This window comes from Parvularcula marina (assembly GCF_003399445.1).
In the GTDB taxonomy this organism is placed as follows: Bacteria; Pseudomonadota; Alphaproteobacteria; order Caulobacterales; family Parvularculaceae; genus Parvularcula; species Parvularcula marina.
Window position 1 is genome coordinate 517088 of sequence record NZ_QUQO01000001.1, and the last position, 22500, is coordinate 539587.

Below are 22500 nucleotides of genomic sequence, written 5' to 3' on the forward strand. Positions count from 1 at the left end.
TCTTAGGCGACGAGGCCAAAACTCTCCGCCCGCGCCCTGCCCCAGCGTGCACGGTAGTCGGGATAATCCTCCCCCGGCTCAAGCAGGAAGCCCGCCGGCAGATAGGGATAGGCTTCATCGCCGGAAATCATCTGGCCCTGATGATCGCGCTGCATGAAGTGATGCGGCAGGAAGGCGCGCGGATCAGTGAGGCCCGCTGCTGCTGCCATCTCGACCAGCGCTTCGACCGTGTTGTGATGAAAATTCGCGACCCGCTGCGCCTTGTCATCCGTATCAAGAGCACGTGCGAGCGACTTGTCTTGCGTGGCAATCCCTACCGGGCATTTATTGGTGTGACAGGCCTGCGCCTGGATACAGCCGAGAGAGAACATGAAGCCGCGGGCAGAGTTCACCCAGTCCGCGCCCATGGCAAGGATCCGCGCAACCTCGAAACCCGTCACCAGCTTGCCGCTCGCCGCAATGCGGATGCGGTCACGCAGGCCCGCACCAAGCAATGTATTGTGTACGAAGTATAGACCCTGCTCGAGCGGCATGCCGATATGGTTGGCAAATTCGAGCGGGGCTGCGCCCGTGCCACCCTCCTTACCGTCCACCGTGATGAAATCAGGCGTGATGCCCGTCTCCAGCATTGCCTTGGCGATGCACATGAATTCGCGACGGTGCCCGATGCAGAGCTTGAAGCCGACCGGCTTGCCGCCAGCTTCCTCGCGAAGCTGCGCGATGAATTCCATCATCTCGATCGGCGTCGAGAAGGCGCTATGCGCCGCCGGAGAGACGCAATCCGCCCCCATCGCTATGCCGCGCGCCTCAGCGATTTCAGGCGATATTTTTGCAGCGGGCAGCACCCCGCCATGGCCGGGCTTTGCCCCTTGGCTGAGCTTCAGCTCGATCATCTTGACCTGCGGATCAGCGGCAGTCACGACAAAGCGTCCTGCATCAAATGTTCCGTCTGCGGCACGGCACCCGAAATAGCCTGATCCGATCTGGTAGATGAGATCCCCGCCCTGCCGGTGATAGCGGCTGATCCCGCCCTCGCCCGTATTATGCGCAAAGCCGCCGCGCTTTGCGCCTTCGTTGAGTGCCTTGATCGCATTGGGTGAGAGCGCACCGAAACTCATCGCGGAGATATTATAGATCGACGCCTCATAGGGCTGGCGGCAATCGGGTCCGCCGATCATGACCCGCGCATTGGTCGTCACATGCGCGACCGGCACGATCGAATGGGTCATCCACGCAAAGTCGGTGCCGTAGACGTCGAGCTTGGTCCCAAAGGGGCGCTTGTCCTCAACATCCTTCGCACGCTGATAGACGAGAGACCGCTCATCGCGCGAGAAAGGCTCCTCGTCACTGTCACTCTCGATGAGATACTGACGGATCTCCGGCCTAATCCCCTCGAAGACGAAACGCATATGTCCGAGGACGGGGTAATTGCGCAGGATCGAATGTCGCCGCTGGAAGACATCCCAGACGCCAAGCGCGGCGACTGCACCGAAGATAAGAGCGGCAGGCAGGAACCAGAGGCTGAATGCCATGCCGAGCAGGCTCAATGCCGTCAGCACCACTGCCAGACCGAAAGTCGCGTATCGCTTGATCATCTTCACTGCCCCCGAATCAGAATGGCTCCGAGGTGATCTAGATTGAGTCTGTCAGGACCAGGAGGCGACTTTTGATGACCCTATCCCGACAGAGATGCGTATCTGGAAGAGACCAACACGATGCCGGCAATCTGGACGAAGATCGCTGCGATAGCATTGAACAGCAGAATAACCCCAGCCAGCAGCGCGGACCGCCAAAGCTTCCCACCGGTCGATTTGCCGACGAAGGCACCCCGGAACGAGGTCGTAAAATCTGTGAGGAAGGCAATGACTGCGATCACAAAGCCAAATTTGGCCACGAGCTCGATGCTCATCTGTCCCATGGACGGCAGTATAAACAGCATCAGCGTCGCACTCGGCACGACAGTGGCAAAGACATATCGCTGCCGCAGGGCAAAGCTCGTCTTCTGCCCCCAGAATGGATAAATCAGGGCAAGGAACACCAGGCCAATGGCCTGAAAAATCGGCGTGATCCCATAGATCCACAAGGCCGCCTGCTCACCCATATCCTGATGGGTCATGCCTTCGACAGGAACCGCACCGCCGTCCTTGAAGCCCTGCACATAGGCCTGGACTAACGGCGTATCGCTCCCGATCCAGAGGAATTGCAGGAAGGACATCAGTGCAACAAGAGACAGCCAGAGTCGGATTGAGGGCGTGAAATACTTTTGCCAGTCCGGCTCCTGTGCCGCGGCAAAATAACGTCGCGGATGCGCCCACAGCGCCCAGATGGATACGAGCCCTCTGATATTCAGGCCGAAAAGGTCCTGCGCCGCATCGTCAACTGAGATGCGTGGCAGCTCCGACTGCTCTTTCTTTGCCATGTTCCGCCTCATTCAGGGCGCATCCCGTGCACCCAGTCCCGGCCTCCGGTTAGCAGTATTCTTCGATCTGCCAAAACACCGCCATTATCCCCGCCGCGATTCTGCGCTAGGGGGCCATCATGAGTGAGACAGAGTCCCCCCTCGAACGGTTCAAACGGCTGCTCGGCCAGACGGCAAAGGCGATTGCCGCCGACCCAGAGGCAGAAATCAAATTCGGTGGTGAGCAACCCAAGGTCACCGGCAATGAAGCGCGCATTCCTGTGCCGCCACGCAGGCTTGATGTAGCGAAACGCGCCATTGCCCGCGGCCATTCGGATGCCGCCGCGCTGAAGCTCGCCCATCACGATGAGCTGCTGCACGCGAAACTCACCCCGCAGAATGCGCAAGGCGCGGCTGTCTATTCGGCGCTTGAGGAGATGCGGATCGAGGCCATCGGCACGCGGCATCTCGATGGCGTCGGCGACAATTTAGAGGCGGCGCTGACCAAAAGGCTCGAAGATAAGGGCTATCAGCGCTTGGAGGACCGTCAGGATATTCCGCTGACGGAGATCATGGCGCTGCTCGCCCGCGAGCGGATGACCGGCCGGGAAGTGCCCGAGCCCGCTCGCAAGCTGGTCGATCTGTGGCGCAAGGATATCGAGGACAAGGCCGGCGACGCGCTCGATGAGCTGGCAAAGCTGGGTGACCTTGGCGATCAAGCCGCCTTCTCTGACCTTATACTGGATCTCCTCGCCGATCTCGATATCGCCGATGAGAAAGGCAATGAGGAAGCCGAGGACCAGAACGCCGACGACGAATCGCAGGCCGAGGAAGACGACGCGCCTGACGATCCGGGTAAAGACGAAAATGATGGCAAAGACGACGCGCCCGAAGACGATCAGGAAGAGGATTCCGTCCCTGAACTCGGCGAGGCCCGCGAAGGCGAAGCGGAAATCCGCGACGAACCCGCCGAATGGGACGAAAGCGATGAGGAGGCTGATGCCCGCGCCCGGGCGGAGATGGCCCAGCGCCAGAACCTGCCGGATGATATGGGCCTCAACTATCATCCCTATACGACCCAGTTTGACGAGACCGTGCACCCCGATGAGCTTTGCGATCCGGAGGAGCTGACCCGCCTGCGCCTGCAGCTCGACAACCAGTTAGAGGGCCTTCACGCGGTCGTTGCGCGGCTTGCCAACCGGCTGCAGCGCCGCCTCCTCGCACAGCAGAACAGGGCGTGGCAGTTCGACCTTGATGAAGGCATTCTCGATGCGGCCCGACTCGCCCGTGTCGTTGTCGATCCGACCCAGCCGCTCTCCTACAAGCAGGAGAAGGATCAGCCCTTCAAGGACACATCCGTCACCCTGCTGATCGATAATTCAGGTTCCATGCGCGGTCGGCCGATCACGGTCGCGGCGCTGTGCGGCGATATCCTCGCGCGGACACTCGAGCGTTGCGGGGTCTCGGTTGAGATCCTCGGCTTTACGACCCGCGCCTGGAAGGGCGGGCAGTCGCGCGAGAAATGGGTGATGGACGGGCGGCCGAAAAATCCGGGCCGTCTCAACGACCTCCGGCACATCATTTACAAGCCGGCCAGCGTGCCGTGGCGGCGGGCCAAGGACAATCTCGCGCTGATGCTCAAAGAGGGCCTGCTCAAGGAAAATATCGACGGCGAGGCGCTCAAATGGGCGCATGACCGGCTGCTCTCCCGGCCCGAAGCCCGCCGTATCCTGATGGTTATTTCCGATGGCGCGCCGGTCGATGACACGACGTCATCCGCCAATGGTGCGGGCTATCTCGACCGGCATTTGCGCGATGTCATCTCCTATATCGAGAACATGTCGCCGGTGGAGCTGCTGGCAATCGGGATCGGCCATGACGTCACCCGCTTTTATCGCCGGGCCCTGACGATTGCAGATGTCGAACAGCTCGGCGGCGCGATGACCGACCAGCTCGCCGCCCTCTTCGATGATGATGTCCCGCCTGCCGTGATGCGGCGCCGGGCGTAGGAATGTATTCGTGCCACAATAAAAACGGGATGTGACGCTTTGAGCGTGGTTGTGCGCATCCCTGAGTTGGGTATTGGTGAGCTGGGAGTTAAGGAGTTATTCGAAGACGTCTTCGAGGATTTCAGAAATGGGGATGAAGAGGGGCGCGATGATCCCTCTGATGATGAAATTCCTTTGGATGAACCGCCGGAAATAGAACATTATTGTTGTTGAGTGAGGATGATTTGTTATGATGAATTTGCGCTTATTTCTTAGAGTTCTATGCGTAGTATTTGTTGCTCAAATTTTCGGTGTTGTAGTATTTTTATCTAGTCTAGGTTTTCTCAACATTCAAATTGATGAATCGCACAGGGAAGCGATGCTTTATGTGGTTTTTTTTACGATTTTAGCCAGTAGTGTAGGAAGTGGATTAGGATATTTGCTGGGAACTAAGGTCTTCGACGGCATCCTTGGCTTCCTGTAGAGGATGATTTCTGATGCATTATTATTTGTGTTGTTGAATATTAGATGAGCCCGTTTCTCGCCCTCCTCCTCGCTGCCCAGCCGACAGTCATCGATGTCGTTGCGAACCCGTTTCCCAATGACCTTTCGGGAAGGCTCGGCTGCACGCAGTTCGAAAGCGGTATCTCGCTTGAAGGTGAACCCGTCATTGGCGGGCTTTCCGCCATGCGCATTGACGGCGACCAGATCACGCTGATCGGCGATGACGCCCTTGCCTATTCGGGGGAAGTGATCCGCAATGAGGACGGCTTCATCCGGGGGCTGAAAGACCTCAGCCGCCTCCCCCTTACCAACAAAAAGGGCGAGCATCTCGCCAAGAGCCGAGGCGACAGCGAAGGGCTGGCCCTTTACGGCAGCGGCGCGATTGTCAGCCTCGAACGTAAACACCGTATCTCCCGCTTCCGCATCACCGACAAGGGGTGGACGGAGGATTTCCCGCTCTATGAGGAGACCAGTAAACGCCTCAAACCCAATCAGGGGTTCGAGGCGCTGACGGAGCTGAAAGACGGCCGGTTGCTGGCAATCAGCGAGGGCAAGGATGAGGACGGTCTCGCTCACGTCGTTCTTCTGACGCGGGAGGGTGACCGCTGGGAAGCGGTTGAAACTTCCTACCGTCCCGGCGCGGATTTCAATGTCACGGACGTCAGTGTCGATCCTAAAACCGGCGATCTCTTTGTTCTTGAACGGGCCTTCTCAAGAATGCGGGGGCCTCGCGCCCGGCTGGCCCGCGTGGCCGCCCCTGACCTTTACGAAGGCGCGGTGATGGAAGGCGATGAGATGGTCCGGCTCTCCGCCCTTAATGGCGTCGACAATATGGAGGGGCTACAGATGGAGCGCCGCGCTGATGGCGCCCTCCTCGCCCAAATGATTTCGGACGACAATTACAATCGATTACAGCAGACCGTGGTGATGGGGTTCCGGATCGATGAGGCGAGATGCTCAGCGTCCGCCATAGCCCGAAACGCGGCCCGAGCGCGGTCGGAAGCTGTGCCGCAAGGTGCGGTAGAGGCCGACAAAGACCACTGACATCACAAGCTGGAGCATGAAGTTCGTGCCCACCCAGTAGACCCAGGGCGCGCCTGTCGCAGCATAGACCACGAAGAAATAGATCATCGACTGAACGCCCAGCCCGCCTGCCAGGGCAAGGAAGGGCGGGCGCCACCAGCGGCTGCCACGCGTCAGGTCATAGATCGCCACGGCCACATGCGCCCCGGCATACCAGCCCGAGACCAGCCCCAGCATGTAACGGCCATTGGGGAAGTCGGATTGCTGGAGGGTCGGCGCAAGATAAATCAGCATCAGGAGCGTCAGGATGATCGCTGCCGTCCAAGCGAGCGCCAATGCCTGATGCGCAACGCGGCCCCCATGCCGGCGGGTCAGAAGAACCAGCAGGAAGATCCCGGCAGTAAAGAAGAGGTCGCCGCGTGAAAGCCACTGGCTCGGCTTGAGGCTCTCAACGCTCGTCCAGCCATCAAAGAGCTTTGCGGGAATGTCAGCGAGAAGGAGCCCGCCAATCAGGAAGGGCAGAAAGAGGAGCGCCACGCCAGCGGCAGAGACGACGCGGTCGGCAACCCGGCCGAACAGCATCTGCAACCGGTAGCCGGTGGTCAGCTCCTGGGCACGATAACGCTCAACGACACGCGGGGAGCTTTTGGCTCCCTCGCTATCGGACGTATCATCAATGGTGAAATCCGTGGCGGTCATACCCGCCTATCTTGCAATTGCCGCGCCGGAACGGGCAAGCCGGTTCAGGCAGTCGCGGCGACAATCTCACGCTTCAACTTGCGCGCCTTGTCTGACAGGACGTCTTCCTTGGCTTTCAGCAGGAAAGCGTCGAGCCCGCCGACATGGTCGACAGAGCGCAGCGCATGGGCCGAAATGCGGAACTTGAAGCGGCGCTCGAGCTTTTCGCTCTCAAGCGTGACGTTGCACAGGTTCGGTTCGAACCGGCGCTTGGTCTTGTTGTTCGCGTGCGACACGTTATGGCCTGACATCGGCCGTTTGCCGGTGAACTCGCAGACACGAGACATGGGGCGTACCTCTTAACGGGCGGGCGCAAAGGCCCGTGGGTTGTCGGAATTCGGAATGGCGGGGGCTACCCGAGAGAAACCTCGCCGTCAAGAAAGACTTATCATTTCTCCATCAGTCCCAAAATGATAAGGCCGCGCGCTGAACCTGCCGAACCGTAAGGTGCCTCTTTCAAATGAAGATGTTAGGCCCGGGGCAAGATTTGAAGTTAAAGGGAGACGGTCGTGAAAAATACTTACAGTATTCACGCACTGTTATGTTTTATTACAGCAGCATCGCCTGCATTCGCTGAAGACTATCCTGATCAGGGGACTCGCGAATGGCGCGAATTGTTTGCCGTTGATCCATCGCCAACCGCCCTGCCCTATATGCCGGTTCCCGAACCGTCAGGCGGACTGACCTATAGTGCGCGGTTCAAGGGCGAGATTGCGGGATTCGATGTCGGCCGGGTCTTCCTCGATGTCTCCGCATCGGACGAAAACTACTCTGTCTTCTATAAAATGGAGCAGAAAGGGGTCGCCCGCTGGTTCTCCGATGCCGAGGCGACCTCGAAAGCGCGCGGCAGTTTCGGCGAGAACGGCCGAATCGCTGAGCACTATTATTTCAACCACGATTATGAAGCCGAAGACGACCAGCAATATGTCGAGATCTTCCGTCGCAATGGCGACCGGCGCATGCATCTGTGGACGAGCCCGGTCTATACCTTTCACCAGCCGGTGGGGGAGCAGATCGCGCTTAATGCCGTCGATCCGATGGCGGGCCTGCTCGCGCTCGGCTTTCTTGACAATAATAAAGGCAAGAACCCCTGCGACCGGACCGTTGAGGTCTTTGATGGCCGCCGCCTCTTCCGCCTCGTCCTGAAAAGCGAGGGCACAGAGAAGCTCAAACGGCGCGGCAACAATGTTTATCGGGGTACGGCCTATAAGTGCCGACTGTATCAGGAGAAGATCGCCGGTTATCGCGAGGACAAGCGCGGCGATGTCGATGGCGATGTCTGGGTTTATCTCGTTGATGTGCCGCAAGCCTTCCGCAGCGATGAAATGGCCTATGTGCCGGTGATGATCCGCGCCAAGCAGGGCCTCTTCACCGCCTGGCTCGAGGGCGAGAACCCGACGATCACCGCCGCCGATGGCAGGTCAGTCAATCTGGGGGATATGTAAGTGCGACGCTCAGTCCACTGCACTTAGGCTCCTGTTCGGCGGATCGCTTTTAGCGTTCCGCCGCACGCTCCCCATCCCTCCGCTCATGCCCGCGCAGGCGGGCATCCGGTCTTAAGTGACGAAGGTTGGTTTCGTCCTTGTGCTCTTCAGGATTGAGAGATCAGCGCCTCAGAGGCAGATCCCCGCCTGCGCGGGGATGAGCGGGGGAGCATTCGACACTGCTCCTGCCCACCGCACAAAAAAAAAGCGGGTCCCGAAGGACCCGCAGTCGTCTGTTGATTTGGAAACTTAACTCTACTCGCTACGCACACTCAGGGAGTTTGTGCAGGCTTACTGAGTATAAGAGGCCGCCATGATGTCCCGGCCCTCAAGCGCGGCCAGCGGGTCGCGGGGCTGGAGTTCGTGGCGAAGCTCGAAGTGAAGCTGGGGGGCCTCGACAGAGCCCGTGCGGCCGACTTTTGCAACGACCTGACCCTGACGGACCATGTCGCCCTTCTTGACCATAATCGAGTCGGTATGGGCATAAGCCGAAACCCAGCCGTCAATATGACGGACAAGGAGGAGATTGCCGTAACCGTCAAGCTCCGCGCCGGTATAGATCACTTCGCCATCGGCAGCGGCCCGGATCGGGGCCCCGATCGGGGCGGCAATGTTGATACCGTCATTGCGCAGACCTTCCTTGGTCGTGCCATAGCCTTCGATGATCGCGCCCCGGATCGGCCAGGAAAAACGGCTGTCGCCGGTCTTAGAGATCAGGATCGCATTGTCTTCGGTATCCGAGCTATCAGCGACAGCCGGAACAACACCGAGTTCGCGAGCCGCCATCTGGGCCTCTTCGGAGGTCTCAAGTGACGCAAGCTGCTCGGCTGGGGCCGGAGCTGTTTCGGTCTGGATCGTTTCAGGCGCGGTCATTGCACCGGGAATAATCAGACGCTGGCTGACGGACAGTGTGTAAGGTGCCGGCACATTATTGGCGGCGGCGAGTTCTTCGAGACCGATCTCAAAACGACGTGACAGCGAATACATCGTGTCGCCCGGACGCACCGTGTAGATCGCATCGAGGCGCTCGACAGCGGGCGGCAGTTTTTCAGGTACTGCCGCAACCGTTGAATACTCAAGTTGGGTCGGCGCAGATGTGGCGGACGCCTGGATCATCTGCACATCCTTTTTGAGGGGTGCCGGGGAAGCAGGCAGCGCGGACTGACCCGAGATCGGGCCGGTGCTGACCGGCTGCGGCAGCGGGGCTGCCATTTTTTGAAGCTTCTGCGGCAGGATGATCTCTTCGCCGACGGCGAGATGATACGGTGCCGGAATATCGTTGAGCGCGATGATGTCGGTCGGCTTCACACCGTAACGGCGGCCAAGCGCGTAAACCGTATCACCCGGCTGGACCATGATGACCGTTTTCTCAATCACGGGGGAGGATGCCGTCGTGCGGTAGGCGGCAGGGATTTCTTCAGCGACCGCAGCGCTCGCCACGGCTGCCCCTGCGAGTGCGACAAGAGAAATACTTGCCAGGGCGAGGGTAGATGAACGCATGGGTGTCACTCCAGAGTCTTGGTGAATCGAAAGTGAACAGACCATGGCGGTGGGCCTGTTAACATTCTCCTAATGTTAGGGTTATGGGCCCGAAACCTTATCCCCCACCCGCTTCTCCATGTGACAATCCGGCCGGAGCATGGTCAGAGATAGATAATGACAAACCTGCCCGATCCTTCAGACATCCTCACCTTTATCAGGGAGACCGCCGAGCGGGGCAGCGGCTCTGTAACCCGCAAGGACATTGCCGACGCCTTTACGATCAAGGGTGCGGACAGGCGGGATTTGCGCGCACTCCTCAAGGAGATGGAAGATAAAGGTGAGATCGCGCTTGAAGGGCGCAGGATCCGGGTGAAAGCATCCGGCGGTCTGCCCCCTGTCGTCGTTCTCGACATTACGGGGAGTGATTCGGAAGGCGATCTCGTTTGCGTCCCCGTCACGGGCGATGCGCCAGAATGCACGCATATCCGCCTGCCCGTAGGCGAAGCGGCCAAGGAAAAGCCGCCTCTCGGTGTGGGGGACCGCTTTCTCGGGCGGCTGAAGGAAGACGGCGATGGCGGCTTTCTTACCAAACCCATCAAGCGAATCGGGCGCGGCGCGAGCCGGATGCTCGGCATCTACCGGCGCGGAAGGCGGCATGGCTATGTCGATCCTGTCAGCCGGAAGGCCGGCTCGAGCCTCGATATTCACGATGCGGATAAAGGCAAAGCGCAGGATGGCGATCTTGTCTGGACCGAGCCGCTGAACAAGCGCGGCTATGGCCCGAAACGGGGCCGCATCGTCTCCGTTGTCGGCGGCATGGATGAGCAGAAGAACTGGTCACTGATCGCGCTCGCCGAGAATGACATACCGATTGAGTTCCCCGACCGGGTCGTCGCCGAGGCGGAAAGCCAGACCCTGCCCGATGACAAACATTATGAGGATCTGACCGCCCTTCCCTTCATCACGATCGATCCGAAGGAAGCCAAAGACCATGACGATGCGGTCTTTGTGGAGAAGACCGAGAAAGGCTGGCGGCTGATCGTTGCCATCGCCGATGTCTCATGGTTCGTCCGGCCGGGCACGGCCCTCGACAAGGAAGCCGAGAAGCGCGGCAATTCGGTTTACTTGATCGACCGGGTCGTCCCGATGCTGCCCGAGGCGCTCTCGAACGGGCTCTGCTCTCTCAAAGCCGGGGAGGATCGCACCTCCATGTGCTGTGAGATGCTGATCGCGCAGTCAGGGCGGAAGCATTCCCACCGTTTCTTCCGGGCCAAGATCAACTGCCGGGCGGGGCTTGCCTATGAAGAGGCGCAGGCCGCCGCGGACGGTGATGTCACGGACCGGACGGCGGATCTCAAAGAGAATGTGATCGATCCCCTATGGGATGTCTGGCGGGCGATGACCAAAGCGCGCGAGGCCAAGCCCTCCCTAGATCTTGATATGCCCGAGCGGCAGATCGTTCTGGGCGCTGACGGCCGGGTGACGGGCGTGCGGGTCAAGGACCGGCTCGAAGCGCACCGGCTGATCGAGACGATGATGGTCGCGGCCAATGTCTGCGCCGCCGAGACGCTGGAGAAGGCGCGCCAGCCGCTGATCTACCGGGTCCATCAGGAACCGGACCCCGAACGGCTGGAGGGCCTCAAGACCTATCTTGAGAGCATGGGCTATTCCCTGCCAGATGGACAAGTGCTGACCCCGCAGGCCTTTAACCGGATCCTTTCGAAGGCGCGCGAGAAGGATGAGATCGAGCTTGTCTCGATGGCAATCCTCCGTACCCAGATGCAAGCGATCTATTCGACCGAGAATCAGGGGCATTTCGGGCTGAACCTTGCGCGCTATGCGCATTTCACTTCGCCAATCCGGCGCTATGCGGACCTTGTCGTCCACCGCGCGATGGTCACAGGGCTTGGGCTTGGCCCCGGCGGCGCACGCTCTGAGGACGAAGCGCGGCTCGACAGCGTTGCCGAGCATATCTCCGGCACCGAACGCCGAGCGATCAATGCCGAGCGCTCAACGCAGGACCGGTATCTTGCGTCCTATCTTGAAGAAGAGATCGGCAGCGAATTCCCCGGACGCATCTCAGGCGTCACCCGCGCGGGGCTGTTCGTTGCGCTCGATGAGACGGGCGCGGATGGTTTCGTACCGATGCGGACCCTGCGCTCAGATTACTTTATCCATGACGAGGATGCCCGCGCCTTGATCGGTCAGCAGACCGGCGCGCGATACCATATCGGCCAGCGCGTCCATGTGCGGCTGGAGGAAGTGACCCCCGTTCAGGGCGGGCTTCGTTTCCTGATGCTCACTGAGCCTGATGACAGCTTCGCGCCGCCCCATAAGAGAAAGAAATCCGTCAAACCGGGCGGCAAGCCGAAACCCCATTCGAAGGCGCATCCCTCCAAGACCCGCAAATCGACCAAGCCCGCGCGCCGCAAAGATGCGGGCGATGCGACCACGCATCCCAAGAAGAAGGCCAGCGCGCCGCACCTTGAAGAGAGCCTGCCCGGCGCGACGATCAAGAGACGGCCCAAGAAGAAAAAGACAACCAAGTCCCGCAAAGCCTCCCCGCCCCGGCCACGCGGTAAAAACTGACGCCGCCTGCCCGCTGGACGCCGCGCGGCGATTGCCCCAATGTCTGCGCCACTAAAGCGGCCGGAAGCGCCGCTCTGACGGAGGGGCAAGGCATGTTTTCACGCCGCAAGTTTCTGACAACAGGCGCATTGGGGTCGACCGCGATGCTCGCTGGCTGCGACTGCGCGGATCGCTGCGGCGGACCGGCGACCGGCACAGCCTCTGGCGGCGGGGTCCGCTCGCGCGAACTCAAGATGGTCACGACCTGGCCAAAGGATTTCCCCGGCCTTGGCGATGCGGCGGAGACCACGGCTCAGATGATCGAGCAGATGTCGGGCGGCGCCCTCACCGTCAAACTCTATGCGGCGGGCGAGCTGGTCGGCGCCTTTGACAGCTTCGATGCCGTCTCAGGCGGTAGCGCCGATATGTATCACGGGGCGGATTATTATTGGACCGGCAAGTCCCGCGCCTATCCTTATTTCACCGCTGTCCCCTTTGGCATGACCGCCGTCGAGCAGATTGCCTGGTTCGAGGCGGCAGGCGGTCAGGAGCTGTGGGATGAACTGGCTGCGGGCTTCAACATCAAGCCCTTTGCGGCGGGCAATACCGGTCACCAGATGGGCGGCTGGTTCAAACGCGAGATCAACACGCTTGATGACCTCCGGGGACTGAAAATCCGTATGCCCGGAATTGGCGGCGAAGTCATGCGCCGCGCGGGTGCCGCCGCCGTCACCATTCCGGGCGGGGAGTTATACCAGTCCCTGCAATCAGGGGCGATTGACGCTACCGAATGGGTCGGCCCATGGAATGACCTTGCTTTCGGCTTTTACCGCGAGGCACCCTATTATTACTGGCCCGGCTTCCATGAGCCCGGCGCCCAGCTTTCCTTAGGTATGAATTTGGATGTCTGGAATGACATGACGGCGCAGGAAAAGGCGATCATCCGCAATGCCTGCCGCGCCGCCAACCACCTCTCCATCGGCCAGTTTCAGGCCCAGAACGGCAAGGCGCTCGATATTCTGGTCAAGGAGCATAATGTCCAGCTGCGGCGGATGCCGCCCGACATTCTAGCGGCCCTCGCCGCCGCCACCCGCGAAGTGCTCGAAGAGATTGCAGCGTCCTCTGACATTGCAGGGCGCATTCATGCGAGCTTTGCCGAGAGCCTGCGCCAGTCGCTCAAATGGAATGCCATTTCTGACGAAGCCTATATGGCCGCCCGCCGGGAGTTGATCGGAGAATGATCGGCGCTCTTATACGTACCGTTCGCCGCGCTGAGCCAAATGTCGCAGCGTATGTGCTGCGCGTCTTGCCGATTATCATCATCCCGGCCCTGATCATATCCGGACTTCTCGCCTACATCGTCAGCGCGCTCGGCGTGGATGCAGGTTATGACGATATCCTGTCAGAGGAAATTCCTGGCCTCTCTCCATTAATGATGACGATCTTCACAGCGGTTTCCGTCGTCATCCTCGCGCCGGTTATTGAAACGCTGATGATGGCGGCTGTGTTCTGGGGCCTTCGCAAGATGAAGCTTCCCTATTGGGGGCTCGTCGTCGGACAAGTCGTGTTCTGGATTGCGCTCCATTCTCTTCAAGTACCCATCTGGGGCATAGGCATCGCTTGGGCGTTCTTCATCTTCTCAATTGCCTATCTGGCATGGGATGAAAAAGGCGGCATGGGGCAAGCGTTTGGCGTTGTTACTCTCCTTCATGCGCTCAATAATCTCTTCTTCTTTGGACTGACCCTGTTGCCGGAGATGGCGACATGATCCTGATGATTTTGCTGATTGTGATGGGGCTGATCTCCCTGCTGCCGCTGGCAGGCGCGACCGGTCTCTTGCGCAGACCCATCCATAATTTTGTCAAAATCCTTGAATGGATCGTCAAGGCGGCGTTCTTCATCTCGGCCGTATGCGGCGCATGTGTCGCGCTGGCCCAGCTTGCCGCCGTCATTACCCGCAACCTTTTCGGAGTGAACTTCATCTGGCTGCAGGAGAGCGCAATCTACTTCTTCGGCCTGATGTTCCTCCTCGCCGGCGGGGCGATCCTTCTGATGGATGCGCATGTCAGGGTCGATGTCTTTTACGCCAAATGGTCCGAACGCAGACAGCGCCTCGTCAATATTCTCGGGCTCTATCTTTTCGTCATCCCTGTCGGCTTTCTGATCCTCTGGGCCTCCGGCCCTTACGTCGCCGCAAGCTGGGCGAATTTTGAAGGCTCGAATGATCCAAGCGGCATTCAGGGGGTGTTTCTTCTGAAATCACTCGTGCCCGCCTTCGGCAGCCTGCTGATCATGGCCGCAACCGTGGCGATCGAGCGTCACCTCAACCCCGCCTTCCACAGCGAATATGATCCGGGCGAGGTGTGAGATGGTGGACAATCTGATCCTCTGTTTCTGCGCCTGCGCGAACTGGCTCGATATCGCGATGGTGATTACGCTCTGCGTGCTCCTACTCGCAGGGTTTCCGGCAGCTTTTACTCTCGCTGGGGTCGCGCTCCTTTATGGCCTGCTCGGCCTGGCGGTCGGTGCCTTCGATCCGGCCTTCATCGCCGAGCCCTTCCCGATCCGCATCTTCGGTATCGTAAATAATCAGGTGCTGCTGGCGCTGCCCATGTTCATCCTGATGGGGGTGATCCTTGAGCGCTCGAAAATCGCCGAGGAATTGCTCGACACAATGGCAAAGCTCTTCGGTGCCATGCGCGGCGGGCTCGGAATTTCGGTCATGCTGGTAGGCGCACTGCTCGCCGCCTCCACCGGCATTGTCGGCGCGACCGTCGTCACCATGGGGCTTCTCTCTCTGCCGACCATGCTCAAGCGAGGATATGATCCGGGTCTCGCCAGCGGCACGATTGCCGCTGCCGGAACGCTGGGGCAGATCATCCCGCCCTCGATCGTTCTCATCCTGCTCGGTGATGTCATCTCCAATGCCTATCAGGAAAGCCAGCTCGCGCAGGGGATTTTCGCGCCTCGCGCCGTGTCGGTCGGCGACCTTTTTGCTGGCGCGCTGATCCCCGGCCTGCTGCTGGTCGTCATCTATCTTCTTTATATCGGCGGTGTGGCGCTCTTTCGCGGCAGCAAAGCCCCGGCGGTCCCCGCAAATGAGCATATCGTCTTGAGCGAAATCGGCCCGAAACTGCTCGGTACGCTGATCCCGCCACTACTCCTGATCATCGCCGTTCTCGGCTCGATCCTTGCCGGCAAGGCAACCGCAACTGAGGCCGCCTCTATCGGCGCCATCGGTGCGCTACTGATCGCAGGCAGTCGCCGTGACATGGCGCAGGGGTTCGCGCGTTTGTTATCGATGGCAGGTATCCTCGCCATCGTCGTGCTGGTCATCCTCAATGAGACAATCGACCTCCGGCTCGGGCGGGACGTGATCAGCGGGATCGAACAGACTGGTATCGTGCTCGCCTTCATCGCCTGCGCCGTGCTGGCGGCAGGCATCCTTTGCGCCGGCTTGTCGCTTCTCAAACGCTCCGTCCTCTGGCCGGTTCTGACCAAGACCGCGGAAGTCAACGGCATGGTCTTCACGATCCTGATCGGAGCGGCCCTCTTCAGCCTCGTCTTCCGTGGCCTTGGCGGTGATGACACGATTGCCGCCGCACTCAGCCAGACCCCCGGCGGTGTCGTCGGCGCAATGATCGTCGTCATGCTGGTCCTGTTCGTGCTCGGATTTTTCCTCGACTTCATCGAGATCACGCTGGTGGCGATCCCACTTGTCGCGCCCGCGCTCCTGACCATGGGGCTCGATCCGATCTGGCTCGGCGTCATGCTGGCGGTGAATTTACAAACGAGCTTCCTGACCCCGCCCTTCGGCTTTGCGCTGTTCTATTTACGCGGTGTCGCGCCGCCGGAAGTCCGTACGATGCAGATCTACAAGGGTGCCCTGCCCTTTGTTCTCATCCAGATCCTGATGCTGGGCATCCTCGCACTGTTCCCGCAGCTCGCGACCGCCCTGCCGCACGCGATTTACGGCAATTAAGGATACAAAAAAGGCGGCACTGGAAGGCACCGCCCTTTGATCCTTATGGGGAGCAGGTCAGTGTTTTTTGATCGACCCGCCGGAGCTTTCGCTGACATTCACGCTGTCAGGATTGCCATTATAACGGATCCGCGCGCCGCTCGACGCGCTCGCCGAGAGATGGTCGGAGGCGGAGAGCTGGATCGAAGCCCCGCTCGAGGCGCTGGCACTGGCCGAGTTCGCTGCCAGCATGGAGGCATCAAGACGTGCGCCACTCGACGCGCTGAGGTTCAGCCGGGACTCTTCAAAGCCTTCGCTGACTTCAAGATGCGCGCCGGAACTGACCTCGATCGCAGAAAGCGAGGGCGCCATGACCTCGACTGAACCGCGTGAGCCATTCCCGCACGGACGGTCGCAGGAGATCTTCAGCGTATTGCCGCGTACCTGATAGGACGTCCGGCCAATCGCCCGGTCATCAAGGCGGATCTCAAAGCGGTCGCCATGGACCACGGTGACGTCGGTGCCGGCGGATGCGTCAATCTTCTCGAAGGAAGACAGCTCATGCGTCTGGGCGGCCTTGAACGGCCCCGAATAATCCGCGACCAGATTCATCCGGAATGAGTCGCGTTTGCCGTCGTCCCAGTCATCGTCGTCGCCATCGACCACGATGACGCAACCGGTAGTCATGGCCGCGGCGGCGGCCAGTGCGATAAGGGTGCGCATAGTCGTTCTCCTCTGCCGTCCCGTTTTATCGATAAAAGATAAGAACATTTTCCGGGCTTGCAAGGAGATTGCGCGTGATGGAGAGAAAAGACCATGAAATTATACGGCTACTGGCGCTCCGGCACTTCCTATCGCACCCGTCTGGGCCTCGCGCTCAAGGGGATCGAGGTCGAGCATATCCCCGTCGATCTGACGACCGGCGCGCAGAAATCGCCTGAATATATGGCGGACAACCCGCAAGGGCTGGTGCCGACGCTGGTGCTTGATGACGGCACGGCCATCGCCCAGTCGGGCGCGATCCTCGAATATCTCGATGAGAAATTCCCGGCCCGCCCGTTGTTACCCGCTGGGGTGAAGGCGCGCGCCCATGTCCGCCAGATCTGCCAGATCGTCGGCTGCGATATCCATCCGCTCAACAATCTGCGGATCCTCAAGCATCTGAAGAACGAATTCGACCAGCCGCAATCCGGCGTCGATGATTGGGCGGGCAGATGGATCGCCGAAGGGTTTGATGCCTTTGAGGCGCTGCTGGGCGCCGATCAGGGGCGCGGCGCGTTCTCATTCGGCGGGCGGCCCGGCATGGCGGAATGCTATCTGATCCCGCAAATCTATTCGGCGCGACGGTTCAATGTGGATGTTGCGCGCTGGCCGCTGATCCTCGGGGTCGAGGAAGCAACGCTCGCGCTGCCGGAAGTGGCCGCTGCCCTGCCGGAGAACCAGGCGGACGCAAAGCCATCGTAATGCTTGACCGGCACCGCCACGACGACTAGCAGGTCTCGCTCAGCCCCTATAGCTCAGCTGGTAGAGCAACTGATTTGTAATCAGTAGGTCCGCGGTTCGAGTCCGTGTGGGGGCACCATTCCTGAATGACCTACCTCTTCGCTCCTTGAGTCGACCCTCTTGGCGCTACCGCTTCGCTGCTTGAGCGCGGGATGCGCCGCCTTCCGAGAAGCAAAAGCACGGAATGTCTGGCCCAGGATCGAAGGGCCCCCCAGCCCTTCTCTCCCAGTCAATTGCCGATGGACGCAGCCGCCCGTTCCAGCAATTTTTTGGCCGATTGCGGATGCATGGAGATCAGCTCGGTCAGGAACGATTCAGACGCATCCCGAAGTGTTGCCCGAGTATCTTCGAGCCCAAGTGCCATTGCCTCTCGCTCGGCGAATGACAGGAGACGGATGATCACGCACACTGATTTATCTGCATCATCAAGATCATTGATATCGATATGATGAATGGGGAGCGTCACCAAACCCTCAAGCCTCTGGCTTAAAGCGGCTTCTCTCTGCATCTTGTTACTCATAGCACTCTTTCCGCTGTTCGTTTTCGAGCCACATGCTCTGATGGTACTGATCCGCGCACCGCGCTTCTTTCCAGAATTCCCGTCATGTCCCATTGGCCTTCAGGTGCCATGAGCACGAACGGATCGCTCTCAAGTTTGAGAGGTTCCTCATGAGGCGGCACTTCGATCAGGATCTCGCTGTAGCTCCGCTCAGAGAACTTCAGATTGTCCGAACGGTTGAGCGCCCTGCCCCCAAAATATTCCCAGAACTTTTCCAGACCTTCCTGGATGGTTCCATAGATTTTCGTGTATGATTTCTTCCGCACAAACTCGATCGCGGCCTTGACCATGATAAAGGCGGCCCGCGAGTTCCGGTGCCTCTTGAGGACCGCGACCCGCTCAAACTTCACGAAATCCGCAAAATAACGTATCCGGACGGTCGCGACCGGCTCTCCCTGTTTATAATAGACAAGGTGAGTGGCGGTAAAATCGTTTCCGTCAAATTCTTCATTATAGGGACAGTCCTGTCCCTCCATATAGACAGCAGTCCGCACCGCAAAGGCGGCCTGGAGGTCATTAAGTGTCCTGGCAACCCGTACGCCATCGTATAAAATCGGTTTGGTACGGCTCGAATCATATGCAGGCAGGCTCATATCACGCTCGTTGTCGTTCGGGAGTTGCAAAAAAATTGCTGACGAAACGGGTGCCCGCCTGCGGCTCCCCCTCGTCAAGCATGGGCTCAAATCCAAGATGTGTGAGTATTCTCATTCCCGCATCGCTGCCCGCCACGGCGTAGGTGACCTTGCCGTCAAATGGCGGTTGCGAGAGGGCAAAACGTAAGAGGGGGAGCGCGCGCAATGCAGACCCCGGCGCGACACTCACCCACCAATAAAGCGCATGAGCGGTGGCAAACGAATCAGCGAGATATTCTTGCGAGATATCCCGACCATCAAAATCGTTATTCCAGAATGCTCTGACGCCCTTCGCGCTCATCGGCAGCACGATCGTAATGCCGCGGACCCGGCTTTCGCCGGTATGATGAGCCCGTACTATTTTCATCGCGCCATCCCGATAGCGATGAACGATCGGCAGCCCTTTTGTCAGGGCTTTCTGGTCTCCGAACCAGTTTAGGTAGAGTTCTTCAAGCTTGCTATCATCTGAATGCCGTAAAGGCATCAGTGTCCAACCAAACCAGCCGCCAAATGCAGCTGACTTACTGGGTCTTGGTACTACTGCTGCGTAATCCGACGGCATTTCTGCTATCCCATTGTAAAAACTTGCGATGGCTGGTCTGATAGAACTAGGAACAAGTGGGGAGGATAGTGCTGAATAACTGTGGCCGGGGGTAGACATGCCAAGTGATCACGGGGTGGGAGAAAAATCATCACCCCCCACTGAGCTCAAGATTGAGCCAGAACCCCTCTCATGGGAGTGGGTCGAGACATTCCTAAAAGTTGCAAAAGCCGGCAGCATCAAATCTGCCGCCGAACGCGAGGGCGTCACGACTGCGACCATACGAAAGCGCATCGATGCGCTTGAAGCCTATCTCGGGATGCAGCTCTTCCTTCGGGGATCGAGCGGTGTCCGGCTGACGGCCTATGGTCAGGAAACGCTTGAAAGCGCCGAACAGGCGGCAAATGCAATCGGCGCTATCACTCGTGATTTCCGGCGGACAAATGTCGCGACCTCCGGCATGGTTTCAGCAAGCTTTCCTGAGGGCCTTGGCGCCTTCTGGATCTCCCCGCGGCTGCGAAGCTTTCATGATCAGTACCCGAACATCGTTCTAGATTATCGCTGCGTCTTCAATGACCATGAGCGCGATCAGGACGATGCGGACATCATTGTTCAGTATAATGAACCAGACCGGCCGGACTTTAAGGTCCGCAAACTCGGGTCTATCCACCTCCTGCTTTATGGCAGTGAGGAATATGCTCAGCGATATGGCCTGCCCAGGACCCCCGCAGAGCTGGTCAATCACAAGCTTTCCTATCAGAGTGCCGCGCATTCGGATGGAGAGATTTTCCTCGATTTCCTTAAAGCAAATGGCGTAACTGATCCGTCCGGCATCATCTCGATGCGGACGAACTCCTCGATCGCGCTTTACCAGCTTGCACGGACGGGCGCGATGCTGTCTGTGCTGCCGACCTACGCAACAGCTTTCCGAACCGGCCTTGTCGCAGCACCCACTGGCAATATCCGGCACCAACGCCCGATCTGGCTATGTTATCGGAACGAAGTCAGCAATTACCCGCCGGCACGCGCTTTCATCGACTGGCTGATCGCGTCATTCGATTCCAAGAAATATCCCTGGTTTTCTGATGATTTTATCTCACCAGAAAAGCTTGCAACCTATGATACTCGCCCGTGGACGGACAATCTGATGGTCGAGACTTGGCCTTAAATTGATAATATGAGGAGCCGCGCCGGCCCCTCACGAAAAGAATTCATCGAACTGACTGTTCGCAGAACCCCGCAACTCGTTTTTCAGCAGTTTCCCGGCGGCGTTGCGTGGTAGCGGCTTACCCGTAAACTCGATGACACTCGGGATCTTGAAATGTGAAAGCGCGCCACCGACCCATTCCTGAAGGACCGTTTCATTGACCGTACCTTCCCGTTTCAAGCGGACAATGGCCCGCACTTCCTCACCGTAGAGATCGCTTGGCATGGCAACGACCGCAACTTCATTCACTTCCGGGTGGCTTTCGATGCAATGCTCGACTTCTTCTGCGGAAATATTCTCCCCGCCCCGGATGATGATGTCTTTCTTGCGCCCCAAAAGGTAGAGAAACCCTTCCGTATCAAGACGGCCCGTATCTCCGGTGCGGAGCCAGCCTTCAGGCGAAATCATCTTTGCCGTTTCCTCGGGATTGTTCCAGTAGCCGGACATCACGAATGGCCCGCGCACCTGCACCTCACCCTTCTCCCCGACGGGCAGCTCATCTTCATATTCATCGACGATCCGGATATCCGCAGTGGCGAAGGCGCGGCCAACCGACCCCGGATGATTTTCAAGATCGATGCCCGTATTCATGGCGATGATCCCGCTAGTCTCGGTCAGTCCGTAAGCATTACTGACAGCACCGAGCGAGGGGAAAAGCGCTTGCGCACGCTCACGCAAATTGGGATGCGAGGGCGCAGCGCCATAGCCGAGCGTATTCAGGCTCGAAAGATCAAGCGCTTCTGGATTACCCAGCAGGCAGACCTTGTGAACCATAGCTGGGACAGCAGACCATCTTGTGATTTTTTCATCCGCAATCATCCGCAAAGTATCGTCGGCATCAAATCGGCCATGCGGGATGACGATCGTCTGCCCCCCAATCAGTCCGCCAAGAACCGCGCCTTGCCCGCCGCCGACATGGAAGAAAGGCAGGCTTGCCAACAGTTTTACCGTACCTGTCGCCGTATTCAGATGCGGCGCGCGAGCAAGTTCAACAGCTGTTGTCAGGGCAATATTCATGCTCGCAGCTATCCAGGCCCCGTGACTGATGACTGCCGCTTTGGCCCTGCCCGTCGTCCCGCTGGTGAACATCATGGATGCAGGATGATGCTCATCGAGCTCGGGCAGCGTGGTGAGCGGTTCACCTAAGAGCGCTGAAAGCGGCTGCGCCATACCGCCAAGTTCGTCTCCCGGCTCATCCCATATGAAAAGCCGACCCCGGATTTCTTGTGCGACCTCTGCCGGCATTTTGCCGATACGCTTTTTATCCCCGATCAGGATACTGGCACCGGTGAGATGAAGGCCGTGCGAAAGCTCCGCCCCGCGCCACCAGCCATTGAGGGCAACTGGCGTCATCCCGGCAAGGACAGCCGCCCAGAAGCTTGCGATCCAGTCAGGGTGATTGGCGCCAAGGATCGCCACGCGATCACCGATTTCTCCGATAGCAGACAAACCGCCAGCCAATCGCCTGATGCGATACGCAAAATCTTTGTAGCTGACCCGCGCATCCCCAAAGATAATGCATTCCTGATCGCCATATGCCTCAATTCGCGGGAAGAGCTGGCCAAGATTTTGCGGCCGCTGCGCAAAACGACGAAGTTGACCCGGCGCTGCTTCCTCCAACTCAAACGGGCTGCCCGGAGCTGTCATCTGCGCGATGAGATCCGAATAGTTGGCGGTGCCGGAGGTCATTTTTTGCGCGGTCATATCCTGCATGAATTCATCCGATGTCAGAGTGCTGGCGTGAGAAATAAGGTGCGTTTGCTGAAATCTGTTCTGTCATTATCGGTGACGAGATACCGCTGAAATGAAAAGCGATGACCAGGGGATGCCTCGTGACGCCTTGGTGAAGGGGACGAGATCCGCAACTGGTCATCAAGTTTTGAGCATCAAAGGGCAGGCTTCTGGCCCGGAG

21 protein-coding genes and 1 tRNA gene are annotated in these 22500 nt (G+C 59.0%); 12 read left to right on the top strand and 10 right to left on the bottom strand.

What is annotated here, in order from left to right; all coding sequences use genetic code 11:
• Positions 1-2: 2 nt before the first annotated feature.
• A complete protein-coding gene (locus DX908_RS02405; RefSeq protein ID WP_116390862.1) occupies positions 3-1595 on the bottom strand; it encodes an FMN-binding glutamate synthase family protein in 1593 nt (530 codons plus the stop codon).
• Between the two features lie 80 nt (positions 1596-1675).
• Entirely contained in the window at positions 1676-2419 is a 744-nt protein-coding gene (locus tag DX908_RS02410; RefSeq protein ID WP_116390863.1) for a hypothetical protein, read from the bottom strand.
• A 119-nt stretch (positions 2420-2538) separates the two neighbouring features.
• Here DX908_RS02410 and cobT point away from each other — a divergent pair, with 119 nt between their 5' ends.
• The 3 genes from cobT (at position 2539) to DX908_RS02425 (ending at position 5934) form a co-directional block, all read left to right on the top strand.
• Positions 2539-4407, top strand: coding sequence for a cobaltochelatase subunit CobT (gene cobT / locus DX908_RS02415; RefSeq protein WP_116390864.1), 1869 nt, complete (start codon positions 2539-2541; stop codon positions 4405-4407).
• 39 nt (positions 4408-4446) lie between these two features.
• Positions 4447-4620, top strand: coding sequence for a hypothetical protein (locus DX908_RS16225; RefSeq protein ID WP_158548437.1), 174 nt, complete (start codon positions 4447-4449; stop codon positions 4618-4620).
• A 294-nt stretch (positions 4621-4914) separates the two neighbouring features.
• The gene (locus DX908_RS02425) at positions 4915-5934 is read left to right on the top strand and encodes an esterase-like activity of phytase family protein (RefSeq protein WP_116390866.1); all 1020 of its coding nucleotides are present in this window, start codon (positions 4915-4917) and stop codon (positions 5932-5934) included.
• Here the strand turns inward: DX908_RS02425 and DX908_RS02430 are convergent.
• Both DX908_RS02430 and rpmB read right to left on the bottom strand, forming a co-directional pair.
• Complete coding sequence (locus DX908_RS02430) at positions 5848-6612, bottom strand: VUT family protein (RefSeq protein WP_116390867.1); 765 nt, start codon at positions 6610-6612, stop codon at positions 5848-5850. The two genes, DX908_RS02425 and DX908_RS02430, sit on opposite strands and share 87 nt — an antisense overlap.
• 44 nt (positions 6613-6656) lie before the next feature.
• Complete coding sequence (rpmB, locus tag DX908_RS02435) at positions 6657-6938, bottom strand: 50S ribosomal protein L28 (RefSeq protein WP_116390868.1); 282 nt, start codon at positions 6936-6938, stop codon at positions 6657-6659.
• A 222-nt stretch (positions 6939-7160) separates the two neighbouring features.
• Between rpmB and DX908_RS02440 the strand changes: the two genes are divergently transcribed.
• Entirely contained in the window at positions 7161-8096 is a 936-nt protein-coding gene (locus tag DX908_RS02440; protein WP_116390869.1) for a DUF3108 domain-containing protein, read from the top strand.
• 330 nt (positions 8097-8426) lie between these two features.
• Here the strand turns inward: DX908_RS02440 and DX908_RS02445 are convergent, their stop codons facing one another.
• On the bottom strand, positions 8427-9635 hold the full coding sequence (locus DX908_RS02445; protein WP_158548438.1) for a peptidoglycan DD-metalloendopeptidase family protein: 1209 nt from the start codon (positions 9633-9635) through the stop codon (positions 8427-8429).
• A gap of 156 nt (positions 9636-9791) precedes the next feature.
• Between DX908_RS02445 and rnr the strand changes: the two genes are divergently transcribed.
• The 5 genes from rnr (at position 9792) to DX908_RS02470 (ending at position 16167) form a co-directional block, all read left to right on the top strand.
• Positions 9792-12206 carry a ribonuclease R gene (gene rnr / locus DX908_RS02450; protein ID WP_116390871.1) on the top strand — a complete coding sequence of 805 codons (2415 nt, stop codon included), beginning with the start codon at positions 9792-9794 and terminating at the stop codon, positions 12204-12206.
• Positions 12207-12298: 92 nt separating this feature from the next.
• Positions 12299-13426 carry a TRAP transporter substrate-binding protein gene (locus DX908_RS02455; protein WP_116390872.1) on the top strand — a complete coding sequence of 376 codons (1128 nt, stop codon included), beginning with the start codon at positions 12299-12301 and terminating at the stop codon, positions 13424-13426.
• Entirely contained in the window at positions 13423-13953 is a 531-nt protein-coding gene (locus tag DX908_RS02460) for a hypothetical protein (protein ID WP_116390873.1), read from the top strand. Before DX908_RS02455 ends, DX908_RS02460 begins: the two co-directional genes overlap by 4 nt.
• Complete coding sequence (locus DX908_RS02465) at positions 13950-14552, top strand: TRAP transporter small permease subunit (protein ID WP_116390874.1); 603 nt, start codon at positions 13950-13952, stop codon at positions 14550-14552. Before DX908_RS02460 ends, DX908_RS02465 begins: the two co-directional genes overlap by 4 nt.
• A gap of 1 nt (position 14553) precedes the next feature.
• Positions 14554-16167, top strand: a complete 1614-nt coding sequence (locus tag DX908_RS02470; RefSeq protein ID WP_116390875.1) for a TRAP transporter large permease — start codon at positions 14554-14556, stop codon at positions 16165-16167.
• Between the two features lie 57 nt (positions 16168-16224).
• Here the strand turns inward: DX908_RS02470 and DX908_RS02475 are convergent, their stop codons facing one another.
• Complete coding sequence (locus DX908_RS02475) at positions 16225-16869, bottom strand: GIN domain-containing protein (protein ID WP_116390876.1); 645 nt, start codon at positions 16867-16869, stop codon at positions 16225-16227.
• 93 nt (positions 16870-16962) lie between these two features.
• On the opposite strand from DX908_RS02475, the gene maiA reads away from it, so the two are divergent.
• Positions 16963-17610 (top strand): maleylacetoacetate isomerase, encoded by a 648-nt coding sequence (maiA, locus tag DX908_RS02480; protein WP_116390877.1) that lies wholly within the window; start codon positions 16963-16965, stop codon positions 17608-17610.
• 42 nt (positions 17611-17652) lie between these two features.
• A tRNA-Thr gene (locus DX908_RS02485) sits at positions 17653-17728 on the top strand.
• Between the two features lie 150 nt (positions 17729-17878).
• Here the strand turns inward: DX908_RS02485 and DX908_RS02490 are convergent.
• From DX908_RS02490 to DX908_RS02500, 3 genes are read right to left on the bottom strand one after another with little or no spacing between them, the layout of a single operon-like run.
• The gene (locus DX908_RS02490) at positions 17879-18115 is read right to left on the bottom strand and encodes a hypothetical protein (RefSeq protein ID WP_147303707.1); all 237 of its coding nucleotides are present in this window, start codon (positions 18113-18115) and stop codon (positions 17879-17881) included.
• Positions 18116-18165: 50 nt separating this feature from the next.
• Positions 18166-18801, bottom strand: coding sequence for a GNAT family N-acetyltransferase (locus tag DX908_RS02495; RefSeq protein ID WP_116390879.1), 636 nt, complete (start codon positions 18799-18801; stop codon positions 18166-18168).
• Between the two features lies 1 nt (position 18802).
• Positions 18803-19402, bottom strand: coding sequence for a hypothetical protein (locus tag DX908_RS02500; RefSeq protein ID WP_147303708.1), 600 nt, complete (start codon positions 19400-19402; stop codon positions 18803-18805).
• A 97-nt stretch (positions 19403-19499) separates the two neighbouring features.
• On the opposite strand from DX908_RS02500, the gene DX908_RS02505 reads away from it, so the two are divergent.
• Positions 19500-20549 (top strand): LysR family transcriptional regulator, encoded by a 1050-nt coding sequence (locus DX908_RS02505; protein ID WP_116390881.1) that lies wholly within the window; start codon positions 19500-19502, stop codon positions 20547-20549.
• Positions 20550-20579: 30 nt separating this feature from the next.
• Here DX908_RS02505 and DX908_RS02510 read toward each other — a convergent pair whose 3' ends face one another.
• Positions 20580-22292, bottom strand: coding sequence for a class I adenylate-forming enzyme family protein (locus DX908_RS02510; RefSeq protein ID WP_233508617.1), 1713 nt, complete (start codon positions 22290-22292; stop codon positions 20580-20582).
• Positions 22293-22500: the final 208 nt, after the last annotated feature.